At 64.6% G+C, this 26,793-nt stretch carries 26 protein-coding genes; 13 read left to right on the top strand and 13 right to left on the bottom strand.

Annotated features, from left to right (window positions below; all coding sequences use genetic code 11):
* Positions 1-14: 14 nt before the first annotated feature.
* The gene (locus tag FLQ03_RS08810; protein WP_144373555.1) at positions 15-563 is read right to left on the bottom strand and encodes a GNAT family N-acetyltransferase; all 549 of its coding nucleotides are present in this window, start codon (positions 561-563) and stop codon (positions 15-17) included.
* Between the two features lie 69 nt (positions 564-632).
* On the opposite strand from FLQ03_RS08810, the gene FLQ03_RS08805 reads away from it, so the two are divergent.
* Positions 633-1,211, top strand: a complete 579-nt coding sequence (locus FLQ03_RS08805) for a HutD/Ves family protein (RefSeq protein ID WP_170252359.1) — start codon at positions 633-635, stop codon at positions 1,209-1,211.
* Entirely contained in the window at positions 1,204-1,551 is a 348-nt protein-coding gene (locus FLQ03_RS08800; protein ID WP_240802235.1) for a DUF1289 domain-containing protein, read from the top strand. Before FLQ03_RS08805 ends, FLQ03_RS08800 begins: the two co-directional genes overlap by 8 nt.
* A gap of 75 nt (positions 1,552-1,626) precedes the next feature.
* Here FLQ03_RS08800 and FLQ03_RS08795 read toward each other — a convergent pair whose 3' ends face one another.
* Positions 1,627-2,307: a DUF1045 domain-containing protein gene (locus FLQ03_RS08795; protein WP_144373552.1), complete on the bottom strand. Its 681-nt coding sequence runs from the start codon at positions 2,305-2,307 to the stop codon at positions 1,627-1,629.
* A 192-nt stretch (positions 2,308-2,499) separates the two neighbouring features.
* On the bottom strand, positions 2,500-4,419 hold the full coding sequence (locus FLQ03_RS08790; protein ID WP_144373551.1) for a B12-binding domain-containing radical SAM protein: 1,920 nt from the start codon (positions 4,417-4,419) through the stop codon (positions 2,500-2,502).
* Positions 4,420-4,454: 35 nt separating this feature from the next.
* Between FLQ03_RS08790 and FLQ03_RS08785 the strand changes: the two genes are divergently transcribed.
* Both FLQ03_RS08785 and FLQ03_RS08780 read left to right on the top strand, forming a co-directional pair.
* Positions 4,455-5,024, top strand: coding sequence for a hypothetical protein (locus tag FLQ03_RS08785; protein WP_144373550.1), 570 nt, complete (start codon positions 4,455-4,457; stop codon positions 5,022-5,024).
* 27 nt (positions 5,025-5,051) lie between these two features.
* Complete coding sequence (locus FLQ03_RS08780) at positions 5,052-5,423, top strand: 5-carboxymethyl-2-hydroxymuconate Delta-isomerase (protein ID WP_144373549.1); 372 nt, start codon at positions 5,052-5,054, stop codon at positions 5,421-5,423.
* Positions 5,424-5,498: 75 nt separating this feature from the next.
* Here the strand turns inward: FLQ03_RS08780 and FLQ03_RS08775 are convergent, their stop codons facing one another.
* The gene (locus FLQ03_RS08775; protein ID WP_144373548.1) at positions 5,499-6,479 is read right to left on the bottom strand and encodes a TerC family protein; all 981 of its coding nucleotides are present in this window, start codon (positions 6,477-6,479) and stop codon (positions 5,499-5,501) included.
* Between the two features lie 282 nt (positions 6,480-6,761).
* Here FLQ03_RS08775 and FLQ03_RS08770 point away from each other — a divergent pair, with 282 nt between their 5' ends.
* Both FLQ03_RS08770 and FLQ03_RS08765 read left to right on the top strand, forming a co-directional pair.
* A complete protein-coding gene (locus FLQ03_RS08770) occupies positions 6,762-7,859 on the top strand; it encodes a PQQ-dependent sugar dehydrogenase (protein ID WP_144373547.1) in 1,098 nt (365 codons plus the stop codon).
* A 187-nt stretch (positions 7,860-8,046) separates the two neighbouring features.
* A complete protein-coding gene (locus tag FLQ03_RS08765; protein ID WP_144373546.1) occupies positions 8,047-8,592 on the top strand; it encodes a DUF2087 domain-containing protein in 546 nt (181 codons plus the stop codon).
* An 87-nt stretch (positions 8,593-8,679) separates the two neighbouring features.
* On the opposite strand, the gene udp is transcribed toward FLQ03_RS08765, so the two are convergent.
* The 4 genes from udp to ahpC form a co-directional block, all read right to left on the bottom strand.
* Positions 8,680-9,453 carry a uridine phosphorylase gene (gene udp / locus FLQ03_RS08760; RefSeq protein WP_144373545.1) on the bottom strand — a complete coding sequence of 258 codons (774 nt, stop codon included), beginning with the start codon at positions 9,451-9,453 and terminating at the stop codon, positions 8,680-8,682.
* A 450-nt stretch (positions 9,454-9,903) separates the two neighbouring features.
* Entirely contained in the window at positions 9,904-10,200 is a 297-nt protein-coding gene (locus tag FLQ03_RS08755; protein ID WP_170252358.1) for a helix-hairpin-helix domain-containing protein, read from the bottom strand.
* Between the two features lie 128 nt (positions 10,201-10,328).
* Positions 10,329-11,903 (bottom strand): alkyl hydroperoxide reductase subunit F, encoded by a 1,575-nt coding sequence (gene ahpF, locus FLQ03_RS08750; protein ID WP_144373543.1) that lies wholly within the window; start codon positions 11,901-11,903, stop codon positions 10,329-10,331.
* 183 nt (positions 11,904-12,086) lie between these two features.
* A complete protein-coding gene (gene ahpC, locus FLQ03_RS08745; protein ID WP_144372445.1) occupies positions 12,087-12,650 on the bottom strand; it encodes an alkyl hydroperoxide reductase subunit C in 564 nt (187 codons plus the stop codon).
* A gap of 164 nt (positions 12,651-12,814) precedes the next feature.
* Here ahpC and FLQ03_RS08740 point away from each other — a divergent pair, with 164 nt between their 5' ends.
* On the top strand, positions 12,815-13,411 hold the full coding sequence (locus tag FLQ03_RS08740; RefSeq protein WP_144373542.1) for a hypothetical protein: 597 nt from the start codon (positions 12,815-12,817) through the stop codon (positions 13,409-13,411).
* Positions 13,412-13,547: 136 nt separating this feature from the next.
* A complete protein-coding gene (locus FLQ03_RS08735) occupies positions 13,548-14,120 on the top strand; it encodes a hypothetical protein (protein ID WP_144373541.1) in 573 nt (190 codons plus the stop codon).
* 183 nt (positions 14,121-14,303) lie between these two features.
* Here FLQ03_RS08735 and FLQ03_RS08730 read toward each other — a convergent pair whose 3' ends face one another.
* Positions 14,304-14,939: a LysE family transporter gene (locus FLQ03_RS08730; protein ID WP_144373540.1), complete on the bottom strand. Its 636-nt coding sequence runs from the start codon at positions 14,937-14,939 to the stop codon at positions 14,304-14,306.
* A 110-nt stretch (positions 14,940-15,049) separates the two neighbouring features.
* Here FLQ03_RS08730 and FLQ03_RS19555 point away from each other — a divergent pair, with 110 nt between their 5' ends.
* Positions 15,050-15,946 carry a LysR family transcriptional regulator gene (locus tag FLQ03_RS19555; RefSeq protein WP_144373539.1) on the top strand — a complete coding sequence of 299 codons (897 nt, stop codon included), beginning with the start codon at positions 15,050-15,052 and terminating at the stop codon, positions 15,944-15,946.
* 88 nt (positions 15,947-16,034) lie between these two features.
* Here FLQ03_RS19555 and FLQ03_RS08720 read toward each other — a convergent pair whose 3' ends face one another.
* Positions 16,035-18,029, bottom strand: coding sequence for a site-specific recombinase (locus FLQ03_RS08720; RefSeq protein WP_144373538.1), 1,995 nt, complete (start codon positions 18,027-18,029; stop codon positions 16,035-16,037).
* Positions 18,030-18,274: 245 nt separating this feature from the next.
* Positions 18,275-20,851: an ATP-dependent chaperone ClpB gene (gene clpB / locus FLQ03_RS08715; RefSeq protein WP_144373537.1), complete on the bottom strand. Its 2,577-nt coding sequence runs from the start codon at positions 20,849-20,851 to the stop codon at positions 18,275-18,277.
* A gap of 148 nt (positions 20,852-20,999) precedes the next feature.
* Between clpB and FLQ03_RS08710 the strand changes: the two genes are divergently transcribed.
* Both FLQ03_RS08710 and mnmC read left to right on the top strand, forming a co-directional pair.
* A complete protein-coding gene (locus tag FLQ03_RS08710; protein WP_144373536.1) occupies positions 21,000-21,476 on the top strand; it encodes a hypothetical protein in 477 nt (158 codons plus the stop codon).
* A gap of 111 nt (positions 21,477-21,587) precedes the next feature.
* A complete protein-coding gene (gene mnmC, locus FLQ03_RS08705; protein WP_144373535.1) occupies positions 21,588-23,579 on the top strand; it encodes a bifunctional tRNA (5-methylaminomethyl-2-thiouridine)(34)-methyltransferase MnmC2/FAD-dependent 5-carboxymethylaminomethyl-2-thiouridine(34) oxidoreductase MnmC1 in 1,992 nt (663 codons plus the stop codon).
* 85 nt (positions 23,580-23,664) lie between these two features.
* Here mnmC and FLQ03_RS08700 read toward each other — a convergent pair whose 3' ends face one another.
* On the bottom strand, positions 23,665-24,090 hold the full coding sequence (locus FLQ03_RS08700; protein WP_144373534.1) for an acyl-CoA thioesterase: 426 nt from the start codon (positions 24,088-24,090) through the stop codon (positions 23,665-23,667).
* 137 nt (positions 24,091-24,227) lie between these two features.
* Here FLQ03_RS08700 and FLQ03_RS08695 point away from each other — a divergent pair, with 137 nt between their 5' ends.
* The gene (locus tag FLQ03_RS08695) at positions 24,228-24,791 is read left to right on the top strand and encodes a thymidine kinase (protein WP_144373533.1); all 564 of its coding nucleotides are present in this window, start codon (positions 24,228-24,230) and stop codon (positions 24,789-24,791) included.
* Complete coding sequence (locus FLQ03_RS08690) at positions 24,788-25,186, top strand: hypothetical protein (protein ID WP_144373532.1); 399 nt, start codon at positions 24,788-24,790, stop codon at positions 25,184-25,186. The genes FLQ03_RS08695 and FLQ03_RS08690 overlap by 4 nt, the downstream gene beginning before the upstream one ends.
* Before the next feature lie 291 nt (positions 25,187-25,477).
* On the opposite strand, the gene FLQ03_RS08685 is transcribed toward FLQ03_RS08690, so the two are convergent.
* Positions 25,478-26,500, bottom strand: a complete 1,023-nt coding sequence (locus FLQ03_RS08685; RefSeq protein ID WP_420855653.1) for an adenosine deaminase — start codon at positions 26,498-26,500, stop codon at positions 25,478-25,480.
* Between the last annotated feature and the right edge of the window lie 293 nt (positions 26,501-26,793).

Genomic DNA, 26,793 nt, shown 5'->3' with positions numbered 1-26,793 from the left:
AGCCGGTTGACGCGTCAGGCGTCGCGTTGCAGCAATCGGCGCAAGGCGGGCACATCCTGCCACGTTACCTGCATGGCCGGCAGCGTGACATTGCCCGGCATCGCCACATCCTGATGGATCGTTTCAAATCCGCCCATGCGGCGATACACCGCCCGCGCCTGCCCGTTGGCGGCCAGCACGTACAAAAACAGCGGCTGTTGCGGCCAACCTTGCTGCGCTTCGGCAGCGGCCCACGCCATCAGGCGCCGGCCCAGCCCGAAGCCCTGAAACGCCGGCAATACGTGCAGATTGTCCAGGTAAACCCCCTTGTCCGGCTCGGCCGCCGGCCACAGACAGACAAAGCCGGCCGGCTCGTCATCGACGCAGGCAATGGCAATACGGTAGCTGCCGGCGGGCTCGGCCAAGCGCGCCGCCCATTTGGCGGCCATGAAACCGTCCAGCTCGTCGCGCAGGAACGCCGCCGGCAGCTGGCCGGCGTAGGCATGCTGCCAGCTGGCGGTGTGCAGGCGGGCCAGAACGGCAGCCTCGTCGCTGGCGGCGACACGCAAGGTGATGTCAGTCATACAGGCTCCTCCTTATTGAAACAGCCATGCTACCATCGCGCCTCGGCACAGAGACATCAAACAATAATCATGTACATCATTCGACTACTGGACTGCCCGCCCAGTACCTGGAAAAACGGCGGCGGCAGTACCCGCCAGCTGCTGGCCTTCCCACCCGGGGCCAGCCTGGACAACTTTATCTACCGTATCAGCGTGGCCGAAGTAGACAGCGACGGCCCGTTCTCGCACTTCCCCGGCATCGACCGCAGCCTGGCCATCCTGGATGGCGACGGCCTGGCGCTGATGAACGGCGCGCAGCTGTTCGGCACCCTGCTGGCCGGCCAGCCACCCATGGCGTTCGACGGTGCCTTGTCGCTATCCGGCCTGCGCCTGGGCGGCAAAGTGCGCGACTTCAACGTGATGAGCCGGCGTGGCCAGGCCAGCCACCGCTGTCAGCAGCTGGTGCTGGACGCCGGCAGCCACCGCGTGACGCTGCCAGCGCGCAGCCTGCTGTTTGTCGCGGCCGGCCAGGTGCAATGCGGCGAGCAGACACTGCATGGCCTGGAAGCCGGCTGGCAAGACACGGCCACCGAGCTGACGCTTCATTGCGACGGTAGCGCCACGCTGCTGCTGGCCAGCTTTACGCTGACGGATGGCGGCGATGACTGAGGTCGCTTCACCCTGCATCAAGCAATGCAAGCTGGATGCCAGCGGCCGCTACTGCACCGGCTGCCTGCGCACGCTGGACGAAATCAGCGGCTGGTCGCGCGCCAGTAATGCGCAAAAGCAGGCCGCGCTGGACCGTATCGCCAGCCTGCGCCAACCGTTAGCGGTGCGCCAGTTGCGCTGTACGCAGTGCGGCAGCGCGTTTGCCTGTGGCAGTGGCGGCAGCCAGGGCGGTTGCTGGTGCGCCGACCTACCACCGCTGGCCAGCGCCAGCGGCACTAGCAGTGACTGCCTGTGCCCGGCCTGCCTGCAACAAAAGCTGACGCCACAGCCAGCAGGCTAAACGGCCAATACAAAAGCCATGCGGCCAACCTGTTACCGGTTGGCCGCATGGCTTTTAGGCGCCGCTCGCGCTGCGTCAGCGCAAATGGCGCGTCAGGCTGCCATCGAAACCGCACTCGGCGAACAGCCGCATCGGCTCGTCGGGGCGGGTTTCCACGAAGACCGACAGCGCGGCCACATCCGCCTGCAGCACGCCGTCGAAATGGGTGATGGCAGCACGCTCGATGGCCGCCTGCAGCGCCGGTTCGCGGCTGCGCTGCGCCAACGTCAGGTGAAAGCAGAACTGGTCCAGCACGTAGGGGTAGCCCCAGGCAGCGTGCAGCTCGGCTTCGCGCGGGCTAAGGCCAGGGCGATCCGGCGCCGGCGCCCCCAGTGGCAACAGCTGGCGCACGCAGCGCTCGGCCAGCGCATCGATAGCCGCGGTATCGCCCGCCACGCGCAACACGGTGGCGTCGCGCAGCGTGCCTACCTGCAAGGGCAGCGAGAAGGGCGTGCAGGTGGCGGCCAAGGCGGCCACCTGTTGCAACAGTGTCACCTCATCCACACCATCCGCCAGCCGGAATGGTGCCTTCAACGTGGCGTGCCAGCCGTAGTGTGCAGCGCGGCGCGTCAACGGTGCCAGGCGGGCCAGCAGGCCACCGGGCAGTGCCGGCGGCAGCAGGGTGACACCTCGGGCGGCGTCCCAGCCCAGCCATTCGCTGCCGGCGCGCCACAGGGCGCTGCGCGGTGCGGGCGCGTAGTAAACGGCGTAGCGCATCGTCTCTTCACAAAAACGTCAAACAGGGGTCGCTACCCTACTCCAGCACGCCCCGCGCTGGCAAAAGAAAATGCGGCCAACCCTGACCTGAGGTTGGCCGCAGTATCGATAAAACAAAACGCATGACAAAAGCCGCCTGTGCGGCGAGCGGCTATTAGCTTGTCAAACGCCAGCACACCAGGCTGCAGCAACCTAGCGCTGCGGGTTCAGCGCCTTGCTGATGAAATGGCGCGGCACACGGCTGCGCGGCACGCGCATGTCGAACCACTCGCGCACGTCGGCGTCCAGGCCGATGCCGTGCATGTAGTTGTACAGCGCCTTGTTCAGGCCACGGCCCAGCGTGTCGTGGTCGGTACCGGTGGGGTCGATGAAACCGACGTCGTTCTTGGCAAACGTCACGTCCGGCAGCGGGATCAGCTTGACGCCGTACTCGTCGGGATGCTGCCCCACCGGCGAGTGCACGGTACAGGCAAAGCGGTGGAAGAAGCCGCTCTGGATGCAGCCGTTGTCGAACAGCTGGCGTACGTACTCCAGCGCGTCCACCGTGTCTTGCACTGTCTGGGTGGGGAAGCCGTACATCAGGTAGGCGTGCACCAGAATGCCGGCTTCGGTAAAGCCCTGCGTCACGCGTGCCACCTGCTCTACCGACACGCCTTTTTTCATCAGCTTCAGCAGGCGGTCGGACGCCACCTCCAGCCCGCCGGAAATGGCGATACAGCCCGATTCGGCCAGCAATTGGCACAGCTCGGGCGTAAACGATTTTTCAAAGCGGATATTGCCCCACCACGAAATCGACACCTTGCGCCGCAGCAATTCCTCGGCCAGCGCGCGCAGCATCTTGGGCGGCGCCGCTTCGTCCACAAAATGGAAGCCGGTCTGGCCGGTTTCGGCAATGATGGCTTCGATGCGGTCCACCAGCGTCTCGGCAGAGGCGGTTTCGTAGCGCGAGATGTAGTCCAGCGTCACGTCGCAAAAGCTGCATTTCTTCCAGTAACAGCCGTGCGCCACCGTCAGTTTGTTCCAGCGGCCGTCGCTCCACAGCCGGTGCATCGGGTTGAGCATGTCCAGCAGCGACAGGTAGCGGTGGATGGGCAGCCCGTCCCAGGTGGGGGTGCCCACCTCCTCGAACGGGATGTCGGCTTCCATCATGTTGATGTAGCGCACCGCGTCGCCGTCGCGCACGTAGGTACGCACCAGGCGGCTGACGCCGCGCTGGCCCTGCAGGTGCTCGATCAGCGCCAGCAAGGGCTTTTCGCCGTCGTCCAGCGTGACAAAGTCGAAATAATCGAACACGCGCCGCTCTTTCAGCTCGCGCAGTTCGGTGTTGACGAAGCCGCCGCCCAGCGCGGTGCGGATGTGCGGCCAACGTGCCTTGATGGTTTGCGCAATGCGGAACGCCGCGTACACCGAGCCGGGAAACGGCACCGACAGCAGCACCAGGTCGGGCTGGTGGCGTTCTACCGCTGCAACCGCCAGCGTGGCCAGCGTGTCGTCCACCAGCGTCGGCGGCGCCGCCAGCGCCTGCGCCAGCGGGTCGAAGGTGGGCTGGCTCATCGCCAGCGACTCGGCGTAGCGCACGAACTCGAAGCGGCCATCCACCGCGTCGCGTACCACGTCGGCCAGGTCGTTCAGGTACAGCGTGGCCAGGTGGCGGGCGCGGTCGTAGCTGCCCAGCGCACCGAACGCCCACGCCAGCGGGTCGCCGCCGTACGGGTCTTCCGGGTCCACGTAGTTGTCCAGCGCGGCAAAGCGCGCGCCTTCCGGCAGCAGGCCACGGCTGCAGATGCGGTGCGCCAGCGTGCTGTCGCGCCCTTGCAGGAAGGCAATAACACGGTCGATGGTGGCCAGGTACTGCTCGAAGTTGTCCACAAAGAAACGTACCTGCGCGCTGCGCTTCTTCGGCGCGATGGCGTCGATACGCTGCCGGATAGCCTGCAGCCCGTCGGCAGAAAACAGCTGCAATACCAGCGCCAGCGCCAGGTCTTCCTGCGCCGCCGTTACCCCGCGCGAGCGCAAGAAGCCGGTGATATAGGCGGTGGACGGGTAAGGCGTATTCAGCTGCGTCATCGGCGGGATCAGCGACAACACGCGCACACTGGCATTCTGGGACATGGCAGGCTCTCGGTAACAAACGACGGCGGGCAGCCGTGGCTGCCCGCAAAAACTGGCGCGATTGTCGCACGGATAGGCAAAAATCGCAGCCCAAAGCCGAAAACAGCTCTGCTAAACTCGCAACCCCGCATCACGGCATAGTCAAAGAGGATAAACCGATGAAAAAGGCGCTGTTTGCCAGTGCGTTCTTGCTTGGACTGACACTGGGCGCCTTCCCTGCGGCATGTCTGGCGGATGACACCCCTGCGGCCAGCCAACAGGATAGGCAGCAAACGGAGTTAGTCATCGGCAAATGGCTGTTTGAAGATGCCAGCCCGGATGGCAACATGCAGGGCACCGTCGTGTATGCAGCGGATGGTTCGTTCGACAGCAAGATGGTTGCCACCTATCAACACCGCCGCGTCGCGCTTCGCATTCAAGGCAAATGGCGACTGGAGAACGGCTATCTGGTGACCACCTTCACCGCCATGACCCCACCGGTTATGCCTGTAGGCAAGGTTTACCGTGACAAGTTGGTGAGTATCGACGACAAGCAAATGGTCTATGTCTCCGAACGGGATGAAACCGAAACCCTGCTGCGCGTGCCATCCAGCCCGACACCCTGAACGCCTTCCCCACCTCGGATACCAGAGATGCCCCATCTTTACCTTGAATACAGCGATAACCTCTCCACCTTCGACGCCGCCGCCGCGCTGCTGCAAGCCAACCGTGCGCTGGACGCCAGCGGTCAGTTCAGCGAGATCGACATCAAGAGCCGCGCCTACGCGGTGAGCTGCCATCAGGTCGGCACCGCCAGCAATCCTAAGCGTGCCTTTATCCACGCCCGGCTGGCCATTCTGGAAGGCCGCAGCGAAGCGGTACAGCAGGCGCTGGCGCAGCAGGTACTGGCTGCACTATTGCAGCATTGCCCCGACGACCCGGCGCTGGATGTGCAGGTGTCGTGCGAAATCCAGCAAATCGCCCGCGCCAGTTACGCCAAGCAGCACCGCTGCGGCCAACCTTGAAAAAAAACCCGGCTTGCAGCGCAAACCGGGTTGCTTGTTCAGGTGGCGTGATCACGCCGCAAGTACGGTGAAGCCTTAAGTGCCACCTTTGTTTGCCTCGCCTTGCGGACGCGGCGACAGCAGACTAGCCACGATGGATACCGTCAGGATGACGGCAACCGTGCCCAACATCCACAGGATGGGTACCTTGTACACATCCATCAGCAGCATCTTCACGCCCACCAGGGTCACGATGACGGCCAGACCGTAGCCCAGCAGATGGAAGCGGTCGGAGATGTCGGCCAGCAGGAAGTACATCGCCCGCAAGCCCAGGATGGCGAAGGTGTTGGCGGTAAAGACGATGAACGGGTCCTTGGTGACGGCAAAAATGGCCGGAATGCTGTCAATGGCAAAGATCAGGTCGCTTACCTCCACCAGCACCAGCACCACAAACAGCGGCGTAAACATCTTCACCCCGCGCTCCAGCACCACAAAACGCTCGCCATGCAGGGTATCGGTCAGCGGTACGCGCTGACGCAGCCAACGCAGTAGCGGGTTGCTGCCCAGGTCGCTTTGCTTGCCGGTGAACATGAACATCTTGATACCGGTTACCACCAGGAACAGGCCGAACACGTAGAAGATCCAGTCAAACTGCTGGATCAGTACGGCGCCCAGGTAAATCAGCACCGCCCGCATCAGAATGGCCCCCACTACCCCCCACAGCAACACCCGCTTCTGAAACTCTGGCGGGATGGCGAAGTAGGTGAAGATGGTAATCCACACGAACACGTTTTCGATGGCCAGACCTTTTTCGATCAGATAGCCGGTAGCGTATTCCAGCGTTTTCTGGTTGGCCACGGCGCTGCCAAACTGACCATTGAGGTACCACCAGAACCAGGCGCCAAACGTTGCCGCCGCAGCAAACCATACTACCGACCACCAGGCAGCCTCTTTCACGGTCACCTTGTGGTTGCCCTGGGTACGCAGCAACAGAAAATCGGCAGCCAGCAAGAGCACCACCAGCAAGGTAAAGCCGGCATATAACAGCGGGGTGCCGACACTCGCGACTTCGTTCATGTGCATCACTCTCCCTGTAAATGGCCAGAAGGCCGGACACTGAAACCCGCTACTGCGTTTTCACACAGGCAAGCCTCTGGCCATGTAGAGCATGACTTTGGCACGCGGGTTCCGCTGCCGCGATATGATTAAAAATTCAGTCATAATTCCATAAAATCAAGCATACATACCCCAAGAGTCATCATCGTCATGCTGCACACAGCCCGCTATCGGCAAATGATGGCTAGCCGGCACTTTTGTGTAATACCTGCGTCTTAGCCGTTTTAGCGCCCGGAGCCCACCATGCATCGCCTCGCCCTGCCCTTGCTTGCCTTGCCACTGCTTGCCCACGCCGAGCCCGCCACCTTGCGCAGCGAGGTGCTGAACGACAAGCTGCACCACCCGTGGGCGCTGGCCTTTATCGATCAGGGTCGCATGCTGGTGAGCGAGCGGCGCGGCCAACTGTGGCTGCTGGACGCCAATGGTCGCAGCCTGGCACGGGTGGCCGGCTTGCCGGCGGTGGATGCCGGCGGCCAAGGCGGCCTGCTGGACGTGGTGAGCGACCGCCGCTTTGCCGACAACCGCCAGCTGTACTTCTGCTACAGCGAGGCCGCCGACGGCGGTAACCGCACGGCACTGGCGCGCGCCCGGCTTAGCCCCGACGGCCAGCAGCTGCAGGACGTGGCGGTGATCTTCCGCCAGCAGCCGGCGGTGGCCAGCCGCCTGCACTTCGGTTGCCGCATCGCACAACAAAGCGACGGCACGCTGTTCCTGACGCTGGGCGAACGCTTCAGCCGCATGCAGGACGCTCAGCGGCTGGACAACACGCTGGGCAAGGTGGTGCGGCTGCGCCCGGACGGCAGCATTCCGCCGGACAACCCCTACGTTGGCCGGAAGGATGCCCAGCCTGCCATCTGGAGCCTGGGCCACCGCAACCCGCAAGGCGCCAGCATCGGCCCAGACGGCCAGCTGTGGCTGGTAGAACACGGCCCGCAAGGCGGCGACGAGCTGAACCGCCCCGCTGCCGGCAGCAACCAGGGCTGGCCGGTCATTACTTACGGCCAGCAATACGGCGGCGGGCCGATCGGCGCCGGGCTTACCCGGCAGCAGGGCATGGCGCAACCACTGCACTACTGGACACCGTCGATCGCCCCTTCGGGCCTGGTGCGGCTGAGCAGCGACCGTTACGGCAAGGCTTGGCAGGGCAGCCTGTTTACCGGCTCGCTGAAATTCGGCTACCTGGCGCGACTGACGCTGCAAGGGCAACGCGTGATCGCCGAAGAAAAGCTGGCCGTCAGCGACGGGCAGCGCGTGCGCGATGTGCGCCAGGGCCCGGACGGCCTGCTCTATGTGCTGACCGACGCGCCGCAAGGCCGGCTGCTGCGCCTGCTGCCGCGCTAGGGCGGCTTGTCGGCCGGCGCGGCCAGCGCTATCATGCCCGCCGGGTCTGCAGTTCACCCAGGCGTCGCCGGTACCGTTACCACGCTAAACCTGCTGTCTTACCTTCCTGCTTGGCTCGAACCCGTGCCAGGCCGCAACGGCGACCAGCGGCAGTCCTCCGACTTTGGCACGCAGACAGGATTCGACCATGTCTCGTACGCTTCATCCCTTTTACAGCCCCGACATTTCCGCCCTCGCGCGCTCGCTCAAACAGCAATGGGCCGCCAGCGACGGCACACCCGGCCACCTGCAGCTGCTGAACATGCTGGCGCGCGCCAGCGGCTACCACAACTTCCAGCACTGGCTGGCCGCCGCACCGGCTGCCGTGGCACCCGACAGCCCACGGCCAACGGTGCGGCAGCACGATGCGCTTACCCAGCGCCTGCTGCGCCACTTTGACGCGCAAGGCCGCCTGCAACGCTGGCCGAAAAAGTACAGCGAACAGCAGCAATGCCTGTGGGCGATCTGGCCGCAGTTGCCCGGGCGCGGCCAGCATGGCGAGGCGGTCATCAACGACGCCCTGCGCCAGGCGCAAACCTTTGGCGACCACGTACTGCTGCGCCGCGAGCTGGTCAACCACGGCCTGCTGGCACGCACGCCCGACTGCCGCGTCTACTGGCGGCTGGACCACGTGGTACCCGCCGGGCTGCAACCCTTGGTGGCCGAAGTGAACCGTCGCCGCCAAGCCGGCTGATGGCAACCTGTTAGCCACAAAAAAGCCCTGCCTTTTCAAGGCAGGGCTTTTTTGCGCCAGCGACCAGGGTTGGCCGCATAGCCTGGCTCAGACCAGCTGACGGGCAGCAGCGATGACGATATCCACTGCCGTGGTTTCCGAGGCCTTGATCTGCGTGGTGTCGGGGATTTCCTGCTGCGTACGGTTCACCAGCACCCCCGCCACCATACCGGCGCGCAAGCCCATGGTGGCGCACATGGTCAGCAAGGTGGCCGATTCCATCTCGTAGTTCATCACACCCATCGCCTGCCATTCTTTCATGCTGCCGACAAAGTGCTGCACCACGCGGCCGCTGTAGGTGTCGTAGCGCTCCTGGCCCGGGTAGAAGGTATCGGACGACGCGGTAATGCCCACGTGCACGGCCTGGCCAGCGTCGCGCGCGGCGTTCACCAGCGCGGTAGTGCAGGCAAAGTCGGCCACCGCCGGGTAGGCCAGCGGCGCAAAATGCTGGCTGGCACCGTCCAGGCGCACGGCACCGGTGGTCACCAGCACGTCACCGACATTGATGTGCGGCTGGATGGCACCAGTGGTACCCACGCGCAGGAAGGTGCGCACGCCCAGTTGCGCCAGCTCTTCCACCGCGATCGAGGTGGACGGGCCGCCGATACCGGTGGAACACACCACGACAGGCTTGCCGTCGATTTCGGCCAGCCAGGTGGTGAATTCGCGCTGGGTAGACAGGTGGCGCGGGTTGTCGAGCTTGCGGGCAATGCGTTCAACGCGTGCCGGGTCGCCCGGAATGATGGCCAAGGTAGCGCCCTCGAGCTGGGCGCGGGTCAGGCCCAGGTGGAATACATCGGATGGGGTATCGCCGTGGGACACGGGGTCTCCTCTCGTGAAAACGTGAGGCCCGCGGCAGCAAAAGGCATGCGGCAGCGGGCCAGAAACAAAAAGCGTCATGCCCGGCGGGCGGGCATGACGTGATAGCTCTTTTTACCTGAAGTTGGCCGCAAATTGAAGTGCTTTTTATTGGCTGACACCTTTCAGCTACAGTCAGCCATTGCGGCCCTTGCCACTACCGTCTTTACCGCTGTCGCCACCTTTGCCCTTACCGCCGTCACTGCTTTTGCCGCTATCACTACTCTTGCCACTGTCGCTGCTCTTGCCGCCATCACTGCTTTTGCCACTATCGTGGTCTTTACCATGATCGTCGGCCTTGCCGCCGTCGCTACCATGGTCGTCCGACTTGCCCGCATCCGACCGGTGGTCGTCACCGGCTGCGTGCTCTGTCGCTTCGTGGCTAGCCGTGTCGTCACCGGCCTTGCGCGCCGGCTAGGCGGGCCGCTCACCCGGTACCGCCGGGCGGGTACCGCTACGGTTACTCACCGCCTCCCCAGCAACGGTCAGGCTACCACGTACCCGGTTCAGGTCACCCTGTGTCACACCGCTAACCCCCAGCAAATCGGACGAGCGGGTAAATGCGCCCTGCTGCTCTCGCGCCGACACAATCGCCTGCGCTTCACGCTGGCTGAACCCGGCTTCCACCAGGTCCGGCACGCTGGCGGTATTCACCTCCAGCCCCCACGCCGGGCCCGCCATGGCCACGGCAACACCTATCCACCATTTCATGATCACCCTCCCCGGCACCATGTCTGCTGCACTATAGACCCATAGCAATAAAAAAACGCCCCGGGTGACAACACCACGGGGCGCCCAAGGAGGCTTTACACAGTTAGGAGTAGCGAAGCGGTCAGGGCTCAGGCGGCTGGCGCGCTGCTGCGGATCAGGTGGTCGAACGCGCCCAGCGCGGCTTTGGCGCCTTCGCCCATGGCGATGATGATCTGCTTGTACGGCACGTCGGTCACGTCACCGGCGGCGAATACGCCGGCCACACTGGTGTCCTGGTGGCGGCCGGTAATGATCTCGCCGCGGCTGCTCAGCTCGATGCTGCCTTTGAGCCAGTCTGTGTTGGGCAGCAGGCCGATCTGTACGAAGATGCCTTCCAGCTCGATGTGGCGCGCTTCGCCGCTAACGCGGTCGGTGTAGCGGAGGCCGTTCACCTTGCTGCCGTCGCCGGTGACTTCGGTGGTTTGCGCCTGCAGGATCACGGTGACGTTGGGCAGGCTGCGCAGCTTGTTTTGCAGCACGGCGTCGGCGCGCATGGCGTCGCCGAATTCCAGCAGGGTGACGTGCGACACGATGCCGGCCAGGTCGATGGCGGCTTCCACGCCGGAGTTGCCGCCGCCGATGACGGCGACGCGCTTGCCTTTGAACAGCGGGCCGTCGCAGTGCGGGCAGTAAGCCACGCCTTTGTTGCGGTATTGCTGCTCGCCCGGCACGTTCATTTCGCGCCAGCGGGCACCGGTGGCGATGATGACCGACTTGGCTTTCAGCGTAGCGCCGTTTTGCAGCTGCACTTCGGTGAGGCCGCTGCTGCTCTCGCTGGCGGCGATCAGCTTGCTGGCGCGTTGCAGGTTCATCACGTCCACGTCGTATTCCTTGACGTGCTGCTCCAGCGCCATCGCCAGTTTCGGGCCTTCGGTTTCTTTTACCGAGATGAAGTTTTCGATACCCAGGGTGTCCAGCACCTGGCCGCCGAAGCGTTCGGCCACCACGCCGGTGCGGATGCCTTTGCGGGCAGCGTAGATGGCGGCAGCGGCGCCGGCCGGGCCACCGCCGACCACCAGCACGTCAAACGCCTCTTTCTGCGCCAGCTTCTCGGCGTCGCGGGCGGCGGCGCCGGTGTCGAGCTTGGCCACGATTTCTTCCAGCCCCATGCGGCCCTGGCCGAACACCTCACCGTTCAGGTACACGGTGGGCACCGACATGATCTGGCGGTCGTTGACCTCGGCCTGGAACAGCGCGCCGTCGATCATGGTGTGGCGGATGGCGGGGTTCAGCACCGCCATCAGGTTCAGCGCCTGCACCACGTCCGGGCAGTTCTGGCACGACAGCGAGATGTAGGTTTCGAACGTGAACTCACCTTGCAGGTCTTTCACTTGCTGGATCAGCTCCTGGCCGGCTTTGGACGGGTGGCCGCCCACTTGCAGCAGCGCCAGCACCAGCGAGGTGAACTCGTGGCCCATCGGCACGCCGGCAAACTGCACGCGCGGGGCGGCGTCGCCGGCGCGGCCAACACTGAACGACGGCTGGCGGGCGTTGTTGCCGTCGAAACGGGCGCTCACCTTGTCGGACAGGCTGGCGATGTCGGCCAGCAGGCCGCGTACTTCGTCGTCTTTGGCGCCACCCCCCAGGCTGGCGACCAGCTCGATCGGGTGTTGCAGGTTGGCGAGGTAGGCTTGCAGTTGGGTCTTGATATTGGCGTCCAGCATGGTGTGCTCCTTGGTAACGGGTACCCGGGAAAGCGGCTTTGGCGAGGCCAAGGTTGGCCGCAAGGCCGCTTTCCGGGGCACCCGGCAATGAATGTCGGGTGGGGGCGAGGCTAGCCGGGAGAGGCCGGCCAACCTCGTCAAACTGCTGAGCTGCCAGCCTGTGGGCGGCAGCGTGGTGGGCGATTAGATTTTGCCGACCAGGTCCAGCGACGGTGCCAGGGTAGCGTCGCCTTCTTTCCACTTGGCCGGGCACACTTCGCCCGGGTGGGCGGCCACGTACTGGGCGGCTTTCACTTTACGCAGCAGTTCGGCAGCGTCGCGGCCCACGCCACCGGCGTTGATTTCAACGATCTGGATCTTGCCTTCCGGGTCGATCACGAAGGTGCCGCGGTCGGCCAGGCCGGCTTCCTCGATCAGCACGCCGAAGTTGCGCGAGATCAGGTGGGTCGGGTCGGCCAGCATCGGGTACTGGATCTTCTTGATGGTGTCGGAGGTGTCGTGCCAGGCCTTGTGGGTGAAGTGGGTGTCGGTGGACACCGAGTAGATTTCCACGCCCAGTTTCTGGAATTCCGGGTACAGGTCGGCCAGGTCGCCCAGTTCGGTCGGGCACACGAAGGTGAAGTCGGCCGGGTAGAAGAACACGACGGACCATTTGCCCAGCAGGGTCTGGTCAGTCACGTCGATGAACTGGCCGTTGTGGAAGGCTTTGCTGGCGAACGGTTTGATCTGGCTATTGATGATGGACATGCTCGGCTCCTTGGGTTGGGAAGTGTCGTTGTCGACAAGAGCCATGATGCCGCAAGCCAATAGTCAATTCCAATTGAATGTTTTTTTCGAATAGTTTAATTTTTTTTATTGCCACTCGGGAGGCTGGTGAGCATGGCAGTTCTATCGTGATTGCGAGAACCACCATGCGCCTGCTTTTCACCCTGCTGCTGACCGCCTGCTTGCTGCAAGCCAGCCACGCTTCCCCGCCACCCGTTACCGCCAATAGCGCCAACGCGCCACTGCCCTGGCTGCAAGTTGGCCGCAGCACGCTGCGCCAGGCCGAGCAGCTATGGCAGGCACAGCAGGCTACCCTGCTCAGCCAGCGCTATGGCAATGCGCTGGAAAGCTTCAGCAACGGCCTGCCGCGCGAGGTCAGCAACTTGCGGGTAGTGGTCAGCGAGGTACAGCAATGGGGGCGCTTTGCCCAGGTCAAGCTGGGTTTCTTTGACGGTGTGCTGTACCGGCTGAACGCCACCCTGGCCGCCGGCTACCGCTACGACGAGGCGGTACAGCAGCTCAGCCGCCAGTACGGCACGCCGCTCAGCCAGAGCAACGAACCGCGCCAAAGCTACTGGCAAGCCGGCGACGTGTGGGTGGCACTGCAAGCCGGCGACGACAGCAAGGCGGTGCTGCAGGTAGAGCACCGCCAGCTGGCACGCAAGGTACGCACGTCCAATATGGAGGCTTACGCCGGCTACGTGGTGGCCAAGCCGGCCGGCCGCAGCATTCTTTCGCCCTGAGCGGGCCGCAGCGCGGCACCGCCGCAACAATGAAATACGCTGGCACAATCAGCAGATTCAATACCAAAAACATGCAAAAAGAGTAAAATCCGCCCGCCGGCGTACCGGCACCCCCACCCGCCCTGCGACATTGACCATGCTCCGATACCTGCGCCCGTGCCTGGGCTACTTGCTCGCCTATACCCTGCCAGCCATGGTGGCAGCCCAGCCACCCGATAGCCTGCAGCCCGGCATTACCCGCTACCCGCAAGCGCAGCAGCTGTGGCAGCAGCAACAGGCCCGGGTGGTAAGCGAGGTCTACGGCAACGCCCAGGAAGCCTTCATCAGCGCCCGACCGGAGAACATCGCCAATACGCGGGTGATCCGCAGTGAGCTGGCCGAGTGGCCGATCGATGGCGCCCACAGCGTGAAACTGGGGTTTTTCGATGAGCTACTGTATCAGTTCCGGCTCGAGTACCACCCCGGCCACACCGAGCGCCTGCTGGGCGCCCTGCAACAACAGTATGGCGCGCTGCCCGCTGCAGCACGCGAAGCCGGCGCCTGGCAATGGCAGTACAACGGGCTGCAGATCCAGCTGCGCGCACTGGCGGATGGTGGCTGCAGCCTGAGTTGGGAACACCAGCAGCTGGCACGCAAGGTGGCAGCGTCGCACGCCGAGGTGTACGCCGCCCACATCCGGCAACGGGTACGGATTACGCCGGCACCCTAGCTCGCAGCAAGAAAACCACAAGCTCCGTTACAGAACGCTATTTTCATGATTACCTTAATGAAAATGGCAAAAAACAGCGCAGTGCCTACTATAAAAAAACTGTTCTGCGTCTGTTTTCTCCTCTCCTCAACCGGAGTTGTGCCCGCCCGCTGGCGGGCATTTTCTTGCCCCCGCCACTGCAACTCAGTGCAGTGACGCCGCCCCCAGCACCCCCGCCAGCAGCACCAGCACCGCGCCGATCGCGTGTTCGATACGGTGCCGGTAGCGCGCCACCAGGCCCCGCGCCGCCTGCGATGAAAAGGCCTGCGCCACCAGCACGAACCACAACAAGTGCGCCAGCGACATGAACGCACCGTAGGCCAGTTGCAGCCACAGCGGCGTGACTGGGTGAATGACCTGGCTGAACAGCGACAGCACAAACAATGTGGTCTTGGGGTTCAGCGCATTGGTCAGCAAACCACTCTGCAACGCCGCCCAATCGGCCAGCGCCACGCCACGGTCTTCGCCCTGCGCCTGCGGCCGGCTGCGCAGCATGCCCACACCCAGATACAACAGATACGCCGCACCCACCACTTTCAACAGCCCGAACCACAGTGGCGACTGCGCCAGTAACCACGCCAGCCCAAGCAAGGCGTAGCCCACGTGCAGCCACACCCCCAGCGCAATGCCGACCGCGCTGAGCACACCGGCGCGACGCGACACCAGCATGCTGTTACGCGTCACCATGGCAAAGTCAGCCCCCGGGCTGACCACCGCCAGCAGCGTAATGGAAGCCACCGCCCACAACTCGGCGCCAGGCAACAGGTCAGGATTAATCATCGTTTTTTCCTCGAATGACAGCGCCACAACGGCGTAACGTCATTCTCTGCGCGGTTTGGCTGCCTGAAAAACGATGTATGCTGCAGAAAATACGTGAGGAAAACTCAACCATGCCACCTCGCCTGCCGCCACTGAACAGCCTGCGCGTGTTCGAGGCTGCCGCGCGCCACGCCAGCTTTGCGCGCGCCGCCGACGAACTGCACCTCACCCACGGCGCCATCAGCCGCCAGATCCGCCAGCTGGAAGCGCAGCTGGGCCTGGCCTTGTTCGAGCGCCGTAACCGCGCCGTGTTTCTGACCACCGCCGGCGAGCAGCTGCACGCCGCCTGCAGCGAGGCACTGGGCAAGCTGCAACAAACGCTGCAACAGCTACAGGCCGACAGCAGCCCGCCGCCGCTGGTACTGTCGTGCGAACCCACGCTGGCCATGCGCTGGCTGATTCCGCGGCTGCCGGCTTTTCGCGCACAGCACCCGGACATTGCGCTGCACCTGCTCACCGCCGGCGGCGCGGTGGACTTTGCGCGTGATCGTGTCGATCTGGCGCTGCGGCGTAACGACTTTGCCTGGCCGGCCGACGGCTACCTGGCAGAGTTGGCCGCCGAGTACACCGGGCCGGTTTGCCCGCCGGCCCAGGCCGCCGCCGTGATCGCCGGCAGCCCGCAAACCTGCTTGCACACCCGCAGCCGCGACAGCGCCTGGCCGCAGTGGCAGGCGCGTAGCGGCCGCACCCTGCCCTGCGCCGGCCACAGCACGCTGGAGCATTTCTACCTCAGCCTGCAAGCCGCCGGTGCCGGGCTGGGCTTGGCCATTGGCTCGGTGTTCATGGTGGCCGACGAGTTGGCCGCTGCGCGGCTGGCGGCCCCGCTGGGCTTTGTTGCCGACGGTTCGGCCTACGTGCTGCTTTCGCCGCACGCCTTCGACGGCGACCGCCGCCGTAGCGCGGTGCTGGCCTGGCTGCGCCACGAAATGGCGGCCACGTTGCAGCAAAGCGGCTTGGCCGCAGGCTAAGGCGCACGCCGCCAGGCATCGCCGCTGCCGGGCAAGCAAAACGCCCCCGGCCGACAGGCGGCAGGGGGCGTGACGGACAGGGGGCAGATCAGGCGCCGGTGCTGTCGCGCACCGCGTCTTTTGGCGGAATGAAAAAGTCTTTCGGCTTTTGCCAGAAACGGCGTGCCAGCGCCGGCAGCAGCGGCAACGCGTCGGTGCCCTTCAGCTTGCGCGAGCGCAGCGCCACCCACAGCGCCAGCGTAAAGCTGACCAGCAGGTTGGTCATGCCGATCAGCAACACGCCGGCCACCGACCACAGCACCACATTCAGCGGGATCAGGTAGTCGTAGCTGACCGCTGCATACGACAGATAAGCCGACGAGAAGGTGATGTGGCGGATATCCAGCGGCAGCCCCAGCAAGAAACCGATGGTGCCGGTAACGCCCAGGAACAGGCCGAAGTAGAAGTTACCGGCCAGCCCGCCCAGGTTGTGCTCCACATAGTGCGCCAGGCGCTGGGTACGCGCCGCGCCCAGCAGCCGGTTCAGCCACGGCAATGCGGCCAACCGTTGCGGGATCTGGCGGTAAATGGCCAGGTTGTCGTAGTAACCGGCGATCAGGCCGGCCAGGAACAGGTACACACCGGCAATGGCGGCGTGGAAGATGGCCAGGCTGTGCAGCGGGTCGAGGTCGGCCAGCAAATGCGCCGCTTTTTCGGTGTTCACCACCGGCGCGCCGGTGAAGCTTTGCCAGCACACCGCAATCAGCCACGCCACCGGAATGGCCGCCATCACGTTGCCGACAATGGCGATGAACTGGGTGCGCATCACCTTGGCTACCAGCTCGGCCAGCAGGGGCATGTCCGGCTTGCCGCCCGACTCGTGGATGACCGCCGCAATGCGCGCCGCCGTCATCGCCGGCTGCTTGGTGGCGATGGTGAAATGCAGCACGTGCACCAGCATGAAACCCAGCGAGTAGTTGAGGCCGAACGCCAGCGCTTCCCAGATCAGCGGCAGGTGCAGCTTGGCCAGCAGCAGCTTGATCAGCGCCATGAAGCCCACGATGACGCCGGCGCCCAGTGCGGCGCTGGCCATGTCTTTCCACTGTTTGCGGTCTTCGGCGATGTAGTGTTCGCCGTGGCGGCCGGCGTGCTCGGTGACCTGGCGCGCCAGCATTTCGGTATTGCTGGTAAACACGTCGCGCACGCTGAAGCGGCGGTTGTCGGCGCGCACCAGCTCGGCCAGCAGGCCGAACAGCGTGCCGTTGGCCGCCGGGCTGCTATCGGTGTCGAGCAGCGCCAGCAAGGTACGCAGCCGGCCGATGTGCTGGCTGAGGCGGATCAGATGGTAGGTCAGCCCCACCGATACGCCGCGCTCGTGCGCCACCTTGCGCAAGCGCGCAATCAGCTGCTCGCACTGCTCCAGCAACACCAGCATGTGCTTTTCGTCTTCCGGCAGGCAGGCCGGGTCCACCATCGCGTGGCGCGCCGACTCCACGTAGCGCATGGCTTCGGACGCCAGGTGCAGGAACGGCGACTCGAAGCGCTCGATGTCGGGGTAGACGCGCACCAGCTCCGGCTCGAGGCCGATGGCGGTAATGCGCGCCGTCAGCACCTGTACTGCCTCCAGCAACTGCAGGCGCACCGGGTTGGCCGCCGCCGGCGGCAGCTCGGTCCAGGCCAGCGCCTGCCACAGCTCCAGCCACACTTCCTGCGCCACGCTGCCTACCCAGCGGTAGTCTTCCGGGTGATTGAAGATCAGGCCGAACTGGTCGGCCAGATGGTGGGCAGAACGCGCCGGCGGCAGCAGCCGCTCGCCAATGCGGCGCTTGATGGCGGTGGAAAACGGCTCGTTGGACAGCAAGCCGGTGTCGGTATACAGCTGTACCTGGCGGGTGTTGCCCAGCAGGTCGAGGATGGCGCGGCGCAGGCCGGCGCGGTAGTCGGCGTGACGGCTCAACAGATAGGTCAGCGCGCGAAGGTTGCTGGTGGCCTGCACGAAGTCGCCGGCGTCTTCCGGTCGCGCCGCAGCCAGCAGGCTGGCCAGCGGCGGCACCGGGCTATCGGTACTCTGGCGCGTGGCCAGGTTTTGCAAGAGTTGATCCATGCACCTTCCTGATACGGTTGTTGTTATTGATGGTGGGTCGTCACCGCCGCAGGCGGCCACGCCCAGACTGAGGCCGGCGCCGCCTGATGGCAAGTATCGGCGGTCCGTGCGTCAGTACAATGTCTTTTTATGACCACGCACCGGCTGCGACGGTTCCTTTCGCCCAAAATCATCGCCAGTGCGGGCGCAAAAAAACCCGGCCAAAGCCGGGGTGGGTGCAAAGGTTGGCCGCAGCGCAGCTGGCCCTAGTCGAACTTCAGGCCGCTGCCGGCGGCACTGACCATCACCGTGGACTTGGGCGGGTACTTGCCGCCCAGAATGGCCTTGGCCAACGGGTTTTCGATCTCGCTCTGGATGGCACGCTTCAGCGGCCGCGCGCCGTATACCGGGTCGAAACCCGCGTCGGCAATCAGCGCCAGCGCGCTGTCGTCCACCTGCAGGCTGATATCCAGCTTGGCCAGGCGCTGTTCCAGCCGCTTCAGCTGGATGCGGGCGATGGAGCGGATATGGTCCTGACCCAGCGCGTGGAACACCACCAGTTCGTCGATACGGTTGACGAACTCGGGGCGGAAGTGCGCTTTCACCTCGGCCATCACCGCCAGCTTGATCACCTGGTAGTCGCTGTCTTCCATGTTCTGGATGTGCTGGCTGCCCATATTGGACGTCATCACGATTACCGTGTTCTTGAAGTCCACAGTACGGCCCTGGCCGTCGGTGAGGCGGCCGTCGTCCAGCACTTGCAGCAGCACGTTGAACACGTCGGGGTGGGCTTTTTCCACCTCGTCCAGCAGAATCACGCTGTACGGCTTGCGACGCACCTGCTCGGTCAGCAGGCCGCCTTCCTCGTAGCCCACGTAGCCGGGCGGCGCGCCGATCAGGCGGGCGACCGAGTGTTTCTCCATGTATTCCGACATGTCGATGCGGATCAGGTGCTCTTCGCTGTCGAACAGGAAGCCGGCCAGCGCCTTGCACAGCTCGGTCTTGCCCACGCCAGTCGGGCCCAGGAACAGGAAGGAACCATACGGGCGGTTAGGGTCGGCCAGGCCGGAGCGCGAGCGGCGGATGGCGTCGGCCACTACCGTTACCGCCTCGTCCTGCCCCACCACGCGCTGGTGCAGCACGCTTTCCATCTGCAGCAGCTTGTCTCGCTCGCCGGTCAGCATCTTGCTCACCGGAATGCCGGTCATGCGCGACACCACCTCGGCAATTTCCTCGGCACCGACCTGGGTACGCAGCAGGCGGTTGGGCGTGGCGTCGCCGCTGTCGGCGGCCTCGGCTTCCTTCAGGCGGCCTTCCAGCTGTGGCAGCTTGCCGTACTGCAACTCGGCCAGTTTTTGCCAGTCGCCACGGCGCTTCAGCTCCTCGATCTCCACTTTTACCTGCTCGATCTCTTCCTTGATCGCCTGGCTGCCCTGCTGGCTGGCCTTTTCGGCCTTCCAGATTTCTTCCAGGTCGGCATACTCGCGCGACAGGCTGTCGATTTCGTCCTCGATCAGCTGCAGGCGTTTTTTGGACGCTTCGTCGCTCTCGCGCTTCACCGCCTCGCGCTCGATTTTCAGCTGGATCAGGCGACGGTCCAGCTTGTCCATTTCTTCTGGCTTGGAATCCAGTTCCATCTTGATCTTGGACGCGGCTTCGTCGATCAGGTCGATGGCCTTGTCCGGCAGGAAGCGGTCGGTGATGTAGCGCTGGCTCAGCTCGGCGGCGGCCACGATGGCCGGGTCGGTAATGTCCACACCGTGGTGGATTTCGTACTTCTCTTGCAGGCCGCGCAGAATGGCGATGGTGTCTTCCACCGACGGCTCGTCCACCAGCACTTTCTGGAAACGGCGCTCCAGCGCGGCGTCTTTTTCGATGTACTTGCGGTATTCGTCCAGCGTGGTGGCGCCCAGGCAGTGCAGCTCGCCGCGCGCCAGCGCCGGCTTCAGCATATTGCCGGCGTCCATCGCGCCGTCGGCCTTGCCGGCGCCCACCATGGTGTGGATTTCGTCGATGAACAGGATGATGTTGCCTTCATCCTTGGCCACGTCGCTCAGCACCGCCTTCAGCCGCTCTTCGAACTCGCCGCGGAACTTGGCGCCGGCAATCAGGCCGGCCATGTCCAGCACCAGCAGCTTCTTGTGCTTCAGGCTCTCCGGCACTTCGCCGTTGACGATGCGCTGCGCCAGCCCTTCCACGATGGCGGTCTTGCCCACGCCCGGTTCGCCGATCAGCACCGGGTTGTTCTTGGTGCGGCGTTGCAGCACCTGGATGGCGCGGCGGATTTCGTCGTCGCGGCCGATTACCGGGTCCAGCTTGCCCATGCGGGCGCGCTCGGTCAGGTCCAGCGTGTACTTTTTCAGCGCCTCGCGCTGCTCTTCGGCGTCGGCACTGTCCACCGCCTCGCCGCCGCGCACGGCATCTACAGCCGCGGTGATGGCGGCAAGTTGGCCGCCGTGCTGCTTCAGCAGGCGGGCCGCCTCGCCCTTGTCGGCGGCCAACACCAGCAGGAACAGCTCGCTGGCGATGAACTGGTCGCCGCGCTTGGTGGCGGCCTGATCGGTCAGGTTCAGCAGCTTGCCCAGCTCGCGCGATACCGTGATGTCGCCATCGCCGCCACTGACTTTCGGCAAACGCGCCACACTGTCGCGCAGCGCGGTTTTCAGCGCGCCGACATTGGTGCCGGCACGCGCCAGCAGGCTGCCGATGCCGCTTTCGGCATCGTCCAGCATGGCCAGCAGCAGGTGTTGTGGCTCGATAAAAGCATTGTCGGACGCCAGCGCCAGGCTCTGGGACTCGGCCAGCGCCTGCTGGAATTTGGTAGTGAGTTTGTCGAAACGCATGACAGCCTCCGTGGCAAAAAAGCTTCGATACCCCCTAGCTTGGGAGGGATACGCTGCTTTTCAAGGTTCACATTGACGCCACTTTGCCTACGATCAAAGAGCAGGTTCGCGTATTTAGAAATTAAAATCTATGAAACCAGGGGGCTACATGAAAACAACAATGCTGGTATTGGCCTGTTGCTTGTGTGGTGGCCACGCACTGGCCGCCGAGACATCGGTACTGATCTTCGGCGCCTCGCACCACGGCAGCTGCGACGCCTCGCGCTGGAATTGCGACCTGAACAACAGCAACCCGGGCCTGGGGCTGGAGCTGGCCGAACCGCAAGTGGATTACAGCCTGTTCGTCCGTGGCGGCGGCTACCGCGACTCGCGGCGCGAGACCGCCTATTTTGTGGCAGGCGGCGGCCGCAAGCACTGGGAAGTCGGCCAGGATGTCGTGGTGGGCGCGGGCCTGATGGTGGGCTACCTGAACGGCAGCGGCGTGCACGGCCTGGCCGGGCTGCCCTTCGTCACCGTAGGGGGGAAACTGCTACAACTGGAAATCGGCTACGCGCCCAAGTTGCAATGGAAAGACCGCATGATGCCAGCCACCACCACCTTCAGCTTGCGCTGGCAAATAGAATGATCTTCCCGCCGCGCGCCGTTTTTTGCATTGCACCATAGGCGGGCGCGCGGCAAGCGGGCATACTATGCGCCATCAACGTTTGACCCCGTGCCACCGGCACCTTGCCTGACCATGACCTCTCCCCTTCAAGCCGCCCGCCTGGACTGGAGCACCGGCCTGCCGATGTCGGCAGACTACGGTGACGTGTATTTTTCCCGCGACAGCGGCCTGGCCGAAACCCGTCACGTTTTCATCGACAACAACCAGCTGCCGCAACGCTTTGCTGCTTTGCAACAAGATGCCTTGTTCGTCATCGGCGAAACCGGCTTCGGCACCGGCCTGAACTTCCTGGTGGCATGGCAGTGCTTTCTGCAGCACGCACCGGCAGGCGCCCGGCTGGCGTTTGTCAGTACCGAAAAACACCCGCTGACCCCGGACGACCTGCAACGCGCGCTGGCGATGTGGCCCGAGCTGGCCACCGAGGCCGACGCGCTGCTGCGCCAGTACCAGGAGATGGCGCCGGGCTGGCACCGCTACGTGCTGGCTGGCGGCCGCATCAGCCTTACCCTGCTGGTAGGCGACGCGCTGGCCACCTTACCCGAGCTGGACGCCCGTGTTGATGCCTGGTTCCTGGACGGTTTTGCGCCGTCGCGTAACCCGGACATGTGGCAACCGGCGCTGTTTGAACAGCTGGCCCGCCTGAGCAAACCCGGCGCCACGCTGGCCACCTTTACCAGCGCCGGCATCGTGCGTCGCGGCCTGGCCGAGGCCGGCTTCGCGGTAGAGAAAGTAGCGGGCTTCGGCAGCAAGCGCGAGATGACGCGTGGCCAACTCGACACCGCGCCGGCACCCGGCTGGCAAGCCCCGTGGTACGCCCGCCCGCAGTTGGCCGCCAACCGCGAACGCAGCGCTATTGTGGTGGGGGCTGGCATTGCCGGCGCCAGCACCGCTTACAGCCTGGCCGTGCGCGGCTGGCAGGTCACGGTGGTAGACCGCCACCCGCAGCCGGCCAGCGAAGCGTCCGGCAACCCGCAAGGCGTGCTGTACACCAAGCTGTCGCCGCACTTCACGCCGCTGACACAGCTGATTCTGTCCGGCTACGGCTACAGCCTGCGTACGCTGCAAGCGCAGCTGCCGCAGGGCGACGACAGCTGGCGCCAGTGCGGCGTACTGCAGCTGGCGCACAATGCCGATGAAGAAAAACGCCAGGGCGGCCTGGCGCTGGCCGGGTTGCCGCACGGCATCCTGCACGCGGTGAACGCCGAGCAGGCGTCGGCGCTGGCCGGGCTGCCATTGCAGCATGGCGGGTTGTTCTTTCCGCAAGGCGGCTGGCTGCACCCGCCGGCACTGGTACGCCGGCTGCTGGATCACCCCAACATCACGCTGCGGCTGGCCACCGCCATTACCGAGCTGGCGCAAAACCCGGCCGACGACAGCTGGGTGGCGATGGACAGCGACGGCCCGCTGGCCATTGGCAGCATTGCCGTGCTGGCCACCGCCAACGAGACCGTCCAGTTCGACCCCACCTTCTACCTGCCGGTAAAACGCATTCGCGGCCAGGTATCGGTACTGCCGGCCACCGACGCCAGCCGCCAGCTGAAAACGGTGATCTGCGGCGAGGGCTATATCTCGCCGGCGCGCCACGATAGCCACTGCATGGGTGCCACCTTCAAGTTCGACACCAGCGACACCCGTGCCTGCGACGACGAGCACGAAGAAAACCTCGCCATGCTGGCGCAGATGGCGCCGGCGCTGCACGAGGCGCTGGGGGGCGAGACACTGTCGGCCGCAGACTGCAACGGCCGTGCCGCCCTGCGCTGCACCAGCCCGGACTACCTGCCGATGTGCGGCGCGGTGGTGGACCGCGAGGCGTTTATCGATTGCTACGGCCAGCTGGGCCGCGACGCGTCGCTGAAAATCAGCCAGCCGGCACCGGAGGTGGGCGGGCTGTTTGTCAGCACGGCGCACGGTTCGCGTGGCATGGTCACCGCCCCGCTGTGCGGCGAGGTGCTGGCCAGCCTGCTGGAAAACGAACCGGCGCCGCTGCCCAAACCGATCATGGACGCCATCCACCCCAGCCGCTTCCTGATCCGTGACATCGTGCGGCAAAAGCTGCGCGACTAGCCACCGGCCACGCGCCGTCGCAACGACAAGGCCCTGGCGCACGCGCCAGGGCCTTGTTACGTGGCTCGCGCTAATCGCCTGCCGCTCAGGCCTCGGCTCCCGCTGCGCGCAGCAAGGCACGGATGGGTTCCGGAATCGACACCGTTTTGCCGGCCTGGTAGTCCACCCACACCAGCGTGGCCTCGCCCACTGCGTAGACGGTGCTGTCGTCACCGGCCAGGTAGAAGTGATGGCTCAGCTTCAGGCTGCTGCGGCCAACCTTTTCCACTTCGGTGGTCACCACCACGGTAGCCGGGTAGGAAAACTCGCGCTTGAAGGTACAGCTGGTGCTGCCTAGCACCGGGCCGACACCGGACGGGTCGATCGGGTGGCCGATGCTGTCCAGCCACTCCACGCGAATCTGCTCCATGTAGCGGAAGTAATAGGTATTGTTGAGGTGGCCCACCGCGTCCATGTCGCCCCAGCGCATGGTGATGGTACGGCGGTCCAGCAGTGGCAGTGTCTTTTCCATGTTTCGCCCCTTGTGTGCAATGCAGCATATGATAGCCGCCCGCTTACGCTAACGTAAGCAGCCGCGATGAACGCAGTGTTCGCCCGCCCCTGCCGGCTGCGCTACAATGCCTGCCCTTCGCCAAACCTTTGTACGCCATGGCCAAACTTTTCTATCGCTACGCTGCCATGAACAGCGGCAAAAGCACGCAGCTGCTGCAGATAGCCAATAACTACGAAACGATGGGCAAGGCCGTGCGCCTGTATACCGCCGCCATCGACCATCGCTATGGCGTGGGCAAGATCACCTCGCGACTGAACATCCAGCGCGACGCGCTAACCTACGACGACAGTTTCGACTTTCTGACGCAAGACTATCAGGGCATCGCCTGCGTGCTGATCGACGAAGCCCAGTTCCTGACCAGCCAGCAGGCGCAGCAACTGCACCGTCTGGCGCATACCCGTGGCGTGCCGGTGATCTGCTTCGGCTTGCGCAGCGACTTCAAGGGCGAGCCGTTCCCCGGCGCTGCCTGGCTGCTGGCACTGGCCGAGGACATCGAAGAAATCAAGACCATCTGCCACTGCGGCCGCAAGGCCACCATGCACATCCGCATGGATGGGCAAGGCCAGCGCATTCAGGAAGGCCCGCAGGTGGATATCGGCGACGAAACGCGTTACCAGGCGGTGTGTGCCGACTGTTTTTATCAAGGCGAACAAGCATGAGCAAACCCCGCAAGGACAGCAAACCCGGCAGCGACAGCGCGCTGCGCCAGGCTGCCGACAAACGCCACGCCCAGGCCGAAGCGGCCTGCCGCACCGTGCTGGATACCTTTGCCGCGCTGGCCGACGACAGCGCCTGGCAAAGCTGCGAGATGGCGGTGAAGTACGCGCAGATGGCGGCAGTGTACGCGCGCAAGATCCGCAACGGCCGCGTGATCAGCCCGGCCGACTTCAACGCGGCGGTAGAAGTGTGCACCGCCGCCCGCCGCGCCCTACGCAGTCTGGACGCCGAGCTGGCCTTTGCCGGTCACCCGCAGCAAGCGGCACTGACCGACGCGGCCAACCTGAGCTACCAAGTACTGCTGGCGCACCACCAGCTGACCAAGGGCAAGGCGTAAGCCGCCGGCGGCCACCACCCGGCTGGCTTGCACCCGTCGTCGTCAGTGGATGCAACGCAACAAGGCCACGGCATCGCCGTGGCCTTGTGCTTCCAGCGGCAGACAGCATCCGGCCCAAGCTTGTACCGGACCCGGCAAAGCCGGGCCGCGCCACAGCAGTTTTTGAAACCGCCGCCTTTCCGTTTACAAAAAAAGCCTGTCTGCTCCGCAGACAGGCTTTTTCATCAAGCTCAGCACAAGGCCACGGCTATGCCGTGGCCTTGTGCTTTTACAACGCTACGCGCCGACAGATCAGCCAGCCTGCGCCGCCTGCCACTGTGCGTGCACGCGGCCCACCTCGTCCAGCCAGTGCTGCTTGTCTGCTGCCGGCAGCCAGCTGGCCTCGAAGCTGTTGTTCACCAGCTGTACCACTTCGGCGTCGCTCAGGCCCAAGGCCTCGCGGCAGGCGTAGAAGTTCTGGTTCAGGTAGCCACCAAAGTAAGCCGGGTCGTCCGAGTTCACCATCGCCGCCAGGCCAGCCTGCAGCATGCGGCGCAGCGGGTGCTGCGCCAGGTCCGGCGTTACCTGCAAACGCTGGTTGGATAACGGGCACACGGTCAGCGGCGTACGGTCTGCGGCCAACCTTTGCACCAGCGCCTCGTCTTCCAGGCTGCGTACGCCGTGGTCGATACGGCATACCTGCAGCAGGTCCAGCGCCTCCACCACATACGCCGCGGGGCCTTCCTCGCCAGCGTGCGCCACACAAGGCAGGCCCAGCGCATGGCAGCGGGCAAACAGGCGGGCAAACTTGGACGGCGGGTGGCCCAGCTCGCTGGAATCCAGCCCGAAACCATCGATACCGGCCAGGAACGGCTCGGCCTGGTCCAGCACCGCCATGCCGGCCTCTTCGCTAAGGTGGCGCAAAAAGCTCATGATCAGGCGCGAGCTCATGCCCCACTGCGCCTGCGCGGCGTCCAGCGCACGGCGAATGCCGTGGTAGACGGTGGCAAAGGCGATGCCGCGGTCGGTATGGGTTTGCGGGTCGAAGAAAATCTCGGTGTGCACGATGCGGTCGGCGTGCGCGCGCTCCAGGTAGGCCCAGGTCAGGTCGTAGAAATCCTGCTCGGTTTGCAACACGCCGGCGCCGGCGTAGTACAGGTCCAGAAACGATTGCAGGTTGTCGAACTGATACGCCGCGCGCAGCGTGTCGATATCGGCGTACGGCAGCGTCATGCCGTTACGGGCCGCCAGCGCAAACATCAGCTCCGGCTCCAGCGTGCCTTCAATGTGCAGGTGCAGCTCGGTTTTGGGCAGGGCGGCGATCAGGGAATCCACGGGATGGGTCATGGCAGGCTTTCGGCTAGGTTGGCCGCAACGCGGCCTGTTCAAACACGTATGATGACGCGGCCCGGCGTGGCCGGGCCCGGTAAAACCTTTGGGTATACTTTATCAGCAGCCAGTGGCTGGCCACAGGCGCCGGCCGGTCTTTCTGCTTAGCCCACGCCGGCGGCCATGCCAAAGCAAAAAGCCCCGCAGTGCGGGGCTTTTTGATTCTGGCGGAGAGGGGGGGATTCGAACCCCCGTCAGGGTATTACCCTGAACACGCTTTCCAGGCGTGCGACTTAAAC

It is taken from the genome of Vogesella urethralis (genome assembly GCF_007644045.2).
In the GTDB taxonomy this organism is placed as follows: domain Bacteria; phylum Pseudomonadota; class Gammaproteobacteria; order Burkholderiales; family Chromobacteriaceae; genus Vogesella; species Vogesella urethralis.
The sequence above is the reverse complement of the archived record's forward strand: the minus strand, read 5'-3'. Positions and strand labels throughout refer to the sequence as shown.

Excerpts from the sequence above, each read along its gene's own strand:
- FLQ03_RS08800 (WP_240802235.1), top strand. The coding sequence starts at position 1,204 with ATGACTGAGGTCGCTTCACCCTGCATCAAGCAATGCAAGCTGGATGCC.
- FLQ03_RS08805 (WP_170252359.1), top strand. The coding sequence starts at position 633 with ATGTACATCATTCGACTACTGGACTGCCCGCCCAGTACCTGGAAAAAC.
- FLQ03_RS08755 (WP_170252358.1), bottom strand. The coding sequence starts at position 10,200 with ATGAAATGGTGGATAGGTGTTGCCGTGGCCATGGCGGGCCCGGCGTGG.
- ahpF (WP_144373543.1), bottom strand. The coding sequence starts at position 11,903 with ATGCTGGACGCCAATATCAAGACCCAACTGCAAGCCTACCTCGCCAAC.
- FLQ03_RS08810 (WP_144373555.1), bottom strand. The coding sequence starts at position 563 with ATGACTGACATCACCTTGCGTGTCGCCGCCAGCGACGAGGCTGCCGTT.
- FLQ03_RS08765 (WP_144373546.1), top strand. The coding sequence starts at position 8,047 with ATGTCTCGTACGCTTCATCCCTTTTACAGCCCCGACATTTCCGCCCTC.
- FLQ03_RS08770 (WP_144373547.1), top strand. The coding sequence starts at position 6,762 with ATGCATCGCCTCGCCCTGCCCTTGCTTGCCTTGCCACTGCTTGCCCAC.
- clpB (WP_144373537.1), bottom strand. The coding sequence starts at position 20,851 with ATGCGTTTCGACAAACTCACTACCAAATTCCAGCAGGCGCTGGCCGAG.
- FLQ03_RS08730 (WP_144373540.1), bottom strand. The coding sequence starts at position 14,939 with ATGATTAATCCTGACCTGTTGCCTGGCGCCGAGTTGTGGGCGGTGGCT.
- FLQ03_RS08720 (WP_144373538.1), bottom strand. The coding sequence starts at position 18,029 with ATGGATCAACTCTTGCAAAACCTGGCCACGCGCCAGAGTACCGATAGC.
- FLQ03_RS08690 (WP_144373532.1), top strand. The coding sequence starts at position 24,788 with ATGAGCAAACCCCGCAAGGACAGCAAACCCGGCAGCGACAGCGCGCTG.
- mnmC (WP_144373535.1), top strand. The coding sequence starts at position 21,588 with ATGACCTCTCCCCTTCAAGCCGCCCGCCTGGACTGGAGCACCGGCCTG.
- FLQ03_RS08780 (WP_144373549.1), top strand. The coding sequence starts at position 5,052 with ATGCCCCATCTTTACCTTGAATACAGCGATAACCTCTCCACCTTCGAC.
- FLQ03_RS08735 (WP_144373541.1), top strand. The coding sequence starts at position 13,548 with ATGCTCCGATACCTGCGCCCGTGCCTGGGCTACTTGCTCGCCTATACC.
- FLQ03_RS08775 (WP_144373548.1), bottom strand. The coding sequence starts at position 6,479 with ATGAACGAAGTCGCGAGTGTCGGCACCCCGCTGTTATATGCCGGCTTT.
- FLQ03_RS08795 (WP_144373552.1), bottom strand. The coding sequence starts at position 2,307 with ATGCGCTACGCCGTTTACTACGCGCCCGCACCGCGCAGCGCCCTGTGG.
- ahpC (WP_144372445.1), bottom strand. The coding sequence starts at position 12,650 with ATGTCCATCATCAATAGCCAGATCAAACCGTTCGCCAGCAAAGCCTTC.
- FLQ03_RS19555 (WP_144373539.1), top strand. The coding sequence starts at position 15,050 with ATGCCACCTCGCCTGCCGCCACTGAACAGCCTGCGCGTGTTCGAGGCT.
- FLQ03_RS08790 (WP_144373551.1), bottom strand. The coding sequence starts at position 4,419 with ATGTCCCAGAATGCCAGTGTGCGCGTGTTGTCGCTGATCCCGCCGATG.
- FLQ03_RS08695 (WP_144373533.1), top strand. The coding sequence starts at position 24,228 with ATGGCCAAACTTTTCTATCGCTACGCTGCCATGAACAGCGGCAAAAGC.
- FLQ03_RS08700 (WP_144373534.1), bottom strand. The coding sequence starts at position 24,090 with ATGGAAAAGACACTGCCACTGCTGGACCGCCGTACCATCACCATGCGC.
- FLQ03_RS08710 (WP_144373536.1), top strand. The coding sequence starts at position 21,000 with ATGAAAACAACAATGCTGGTATTGGCCTGTTGCTTGTGTGGTGGCCAC.
- FLQ03_RS08740 (WP_144373542.1), top strand. The coding sequence starts at position 12,815 with ATGCGCCTGCTTTTCACCCTGCTGCTGACCGCCTGCTTGCTGCAAGCC.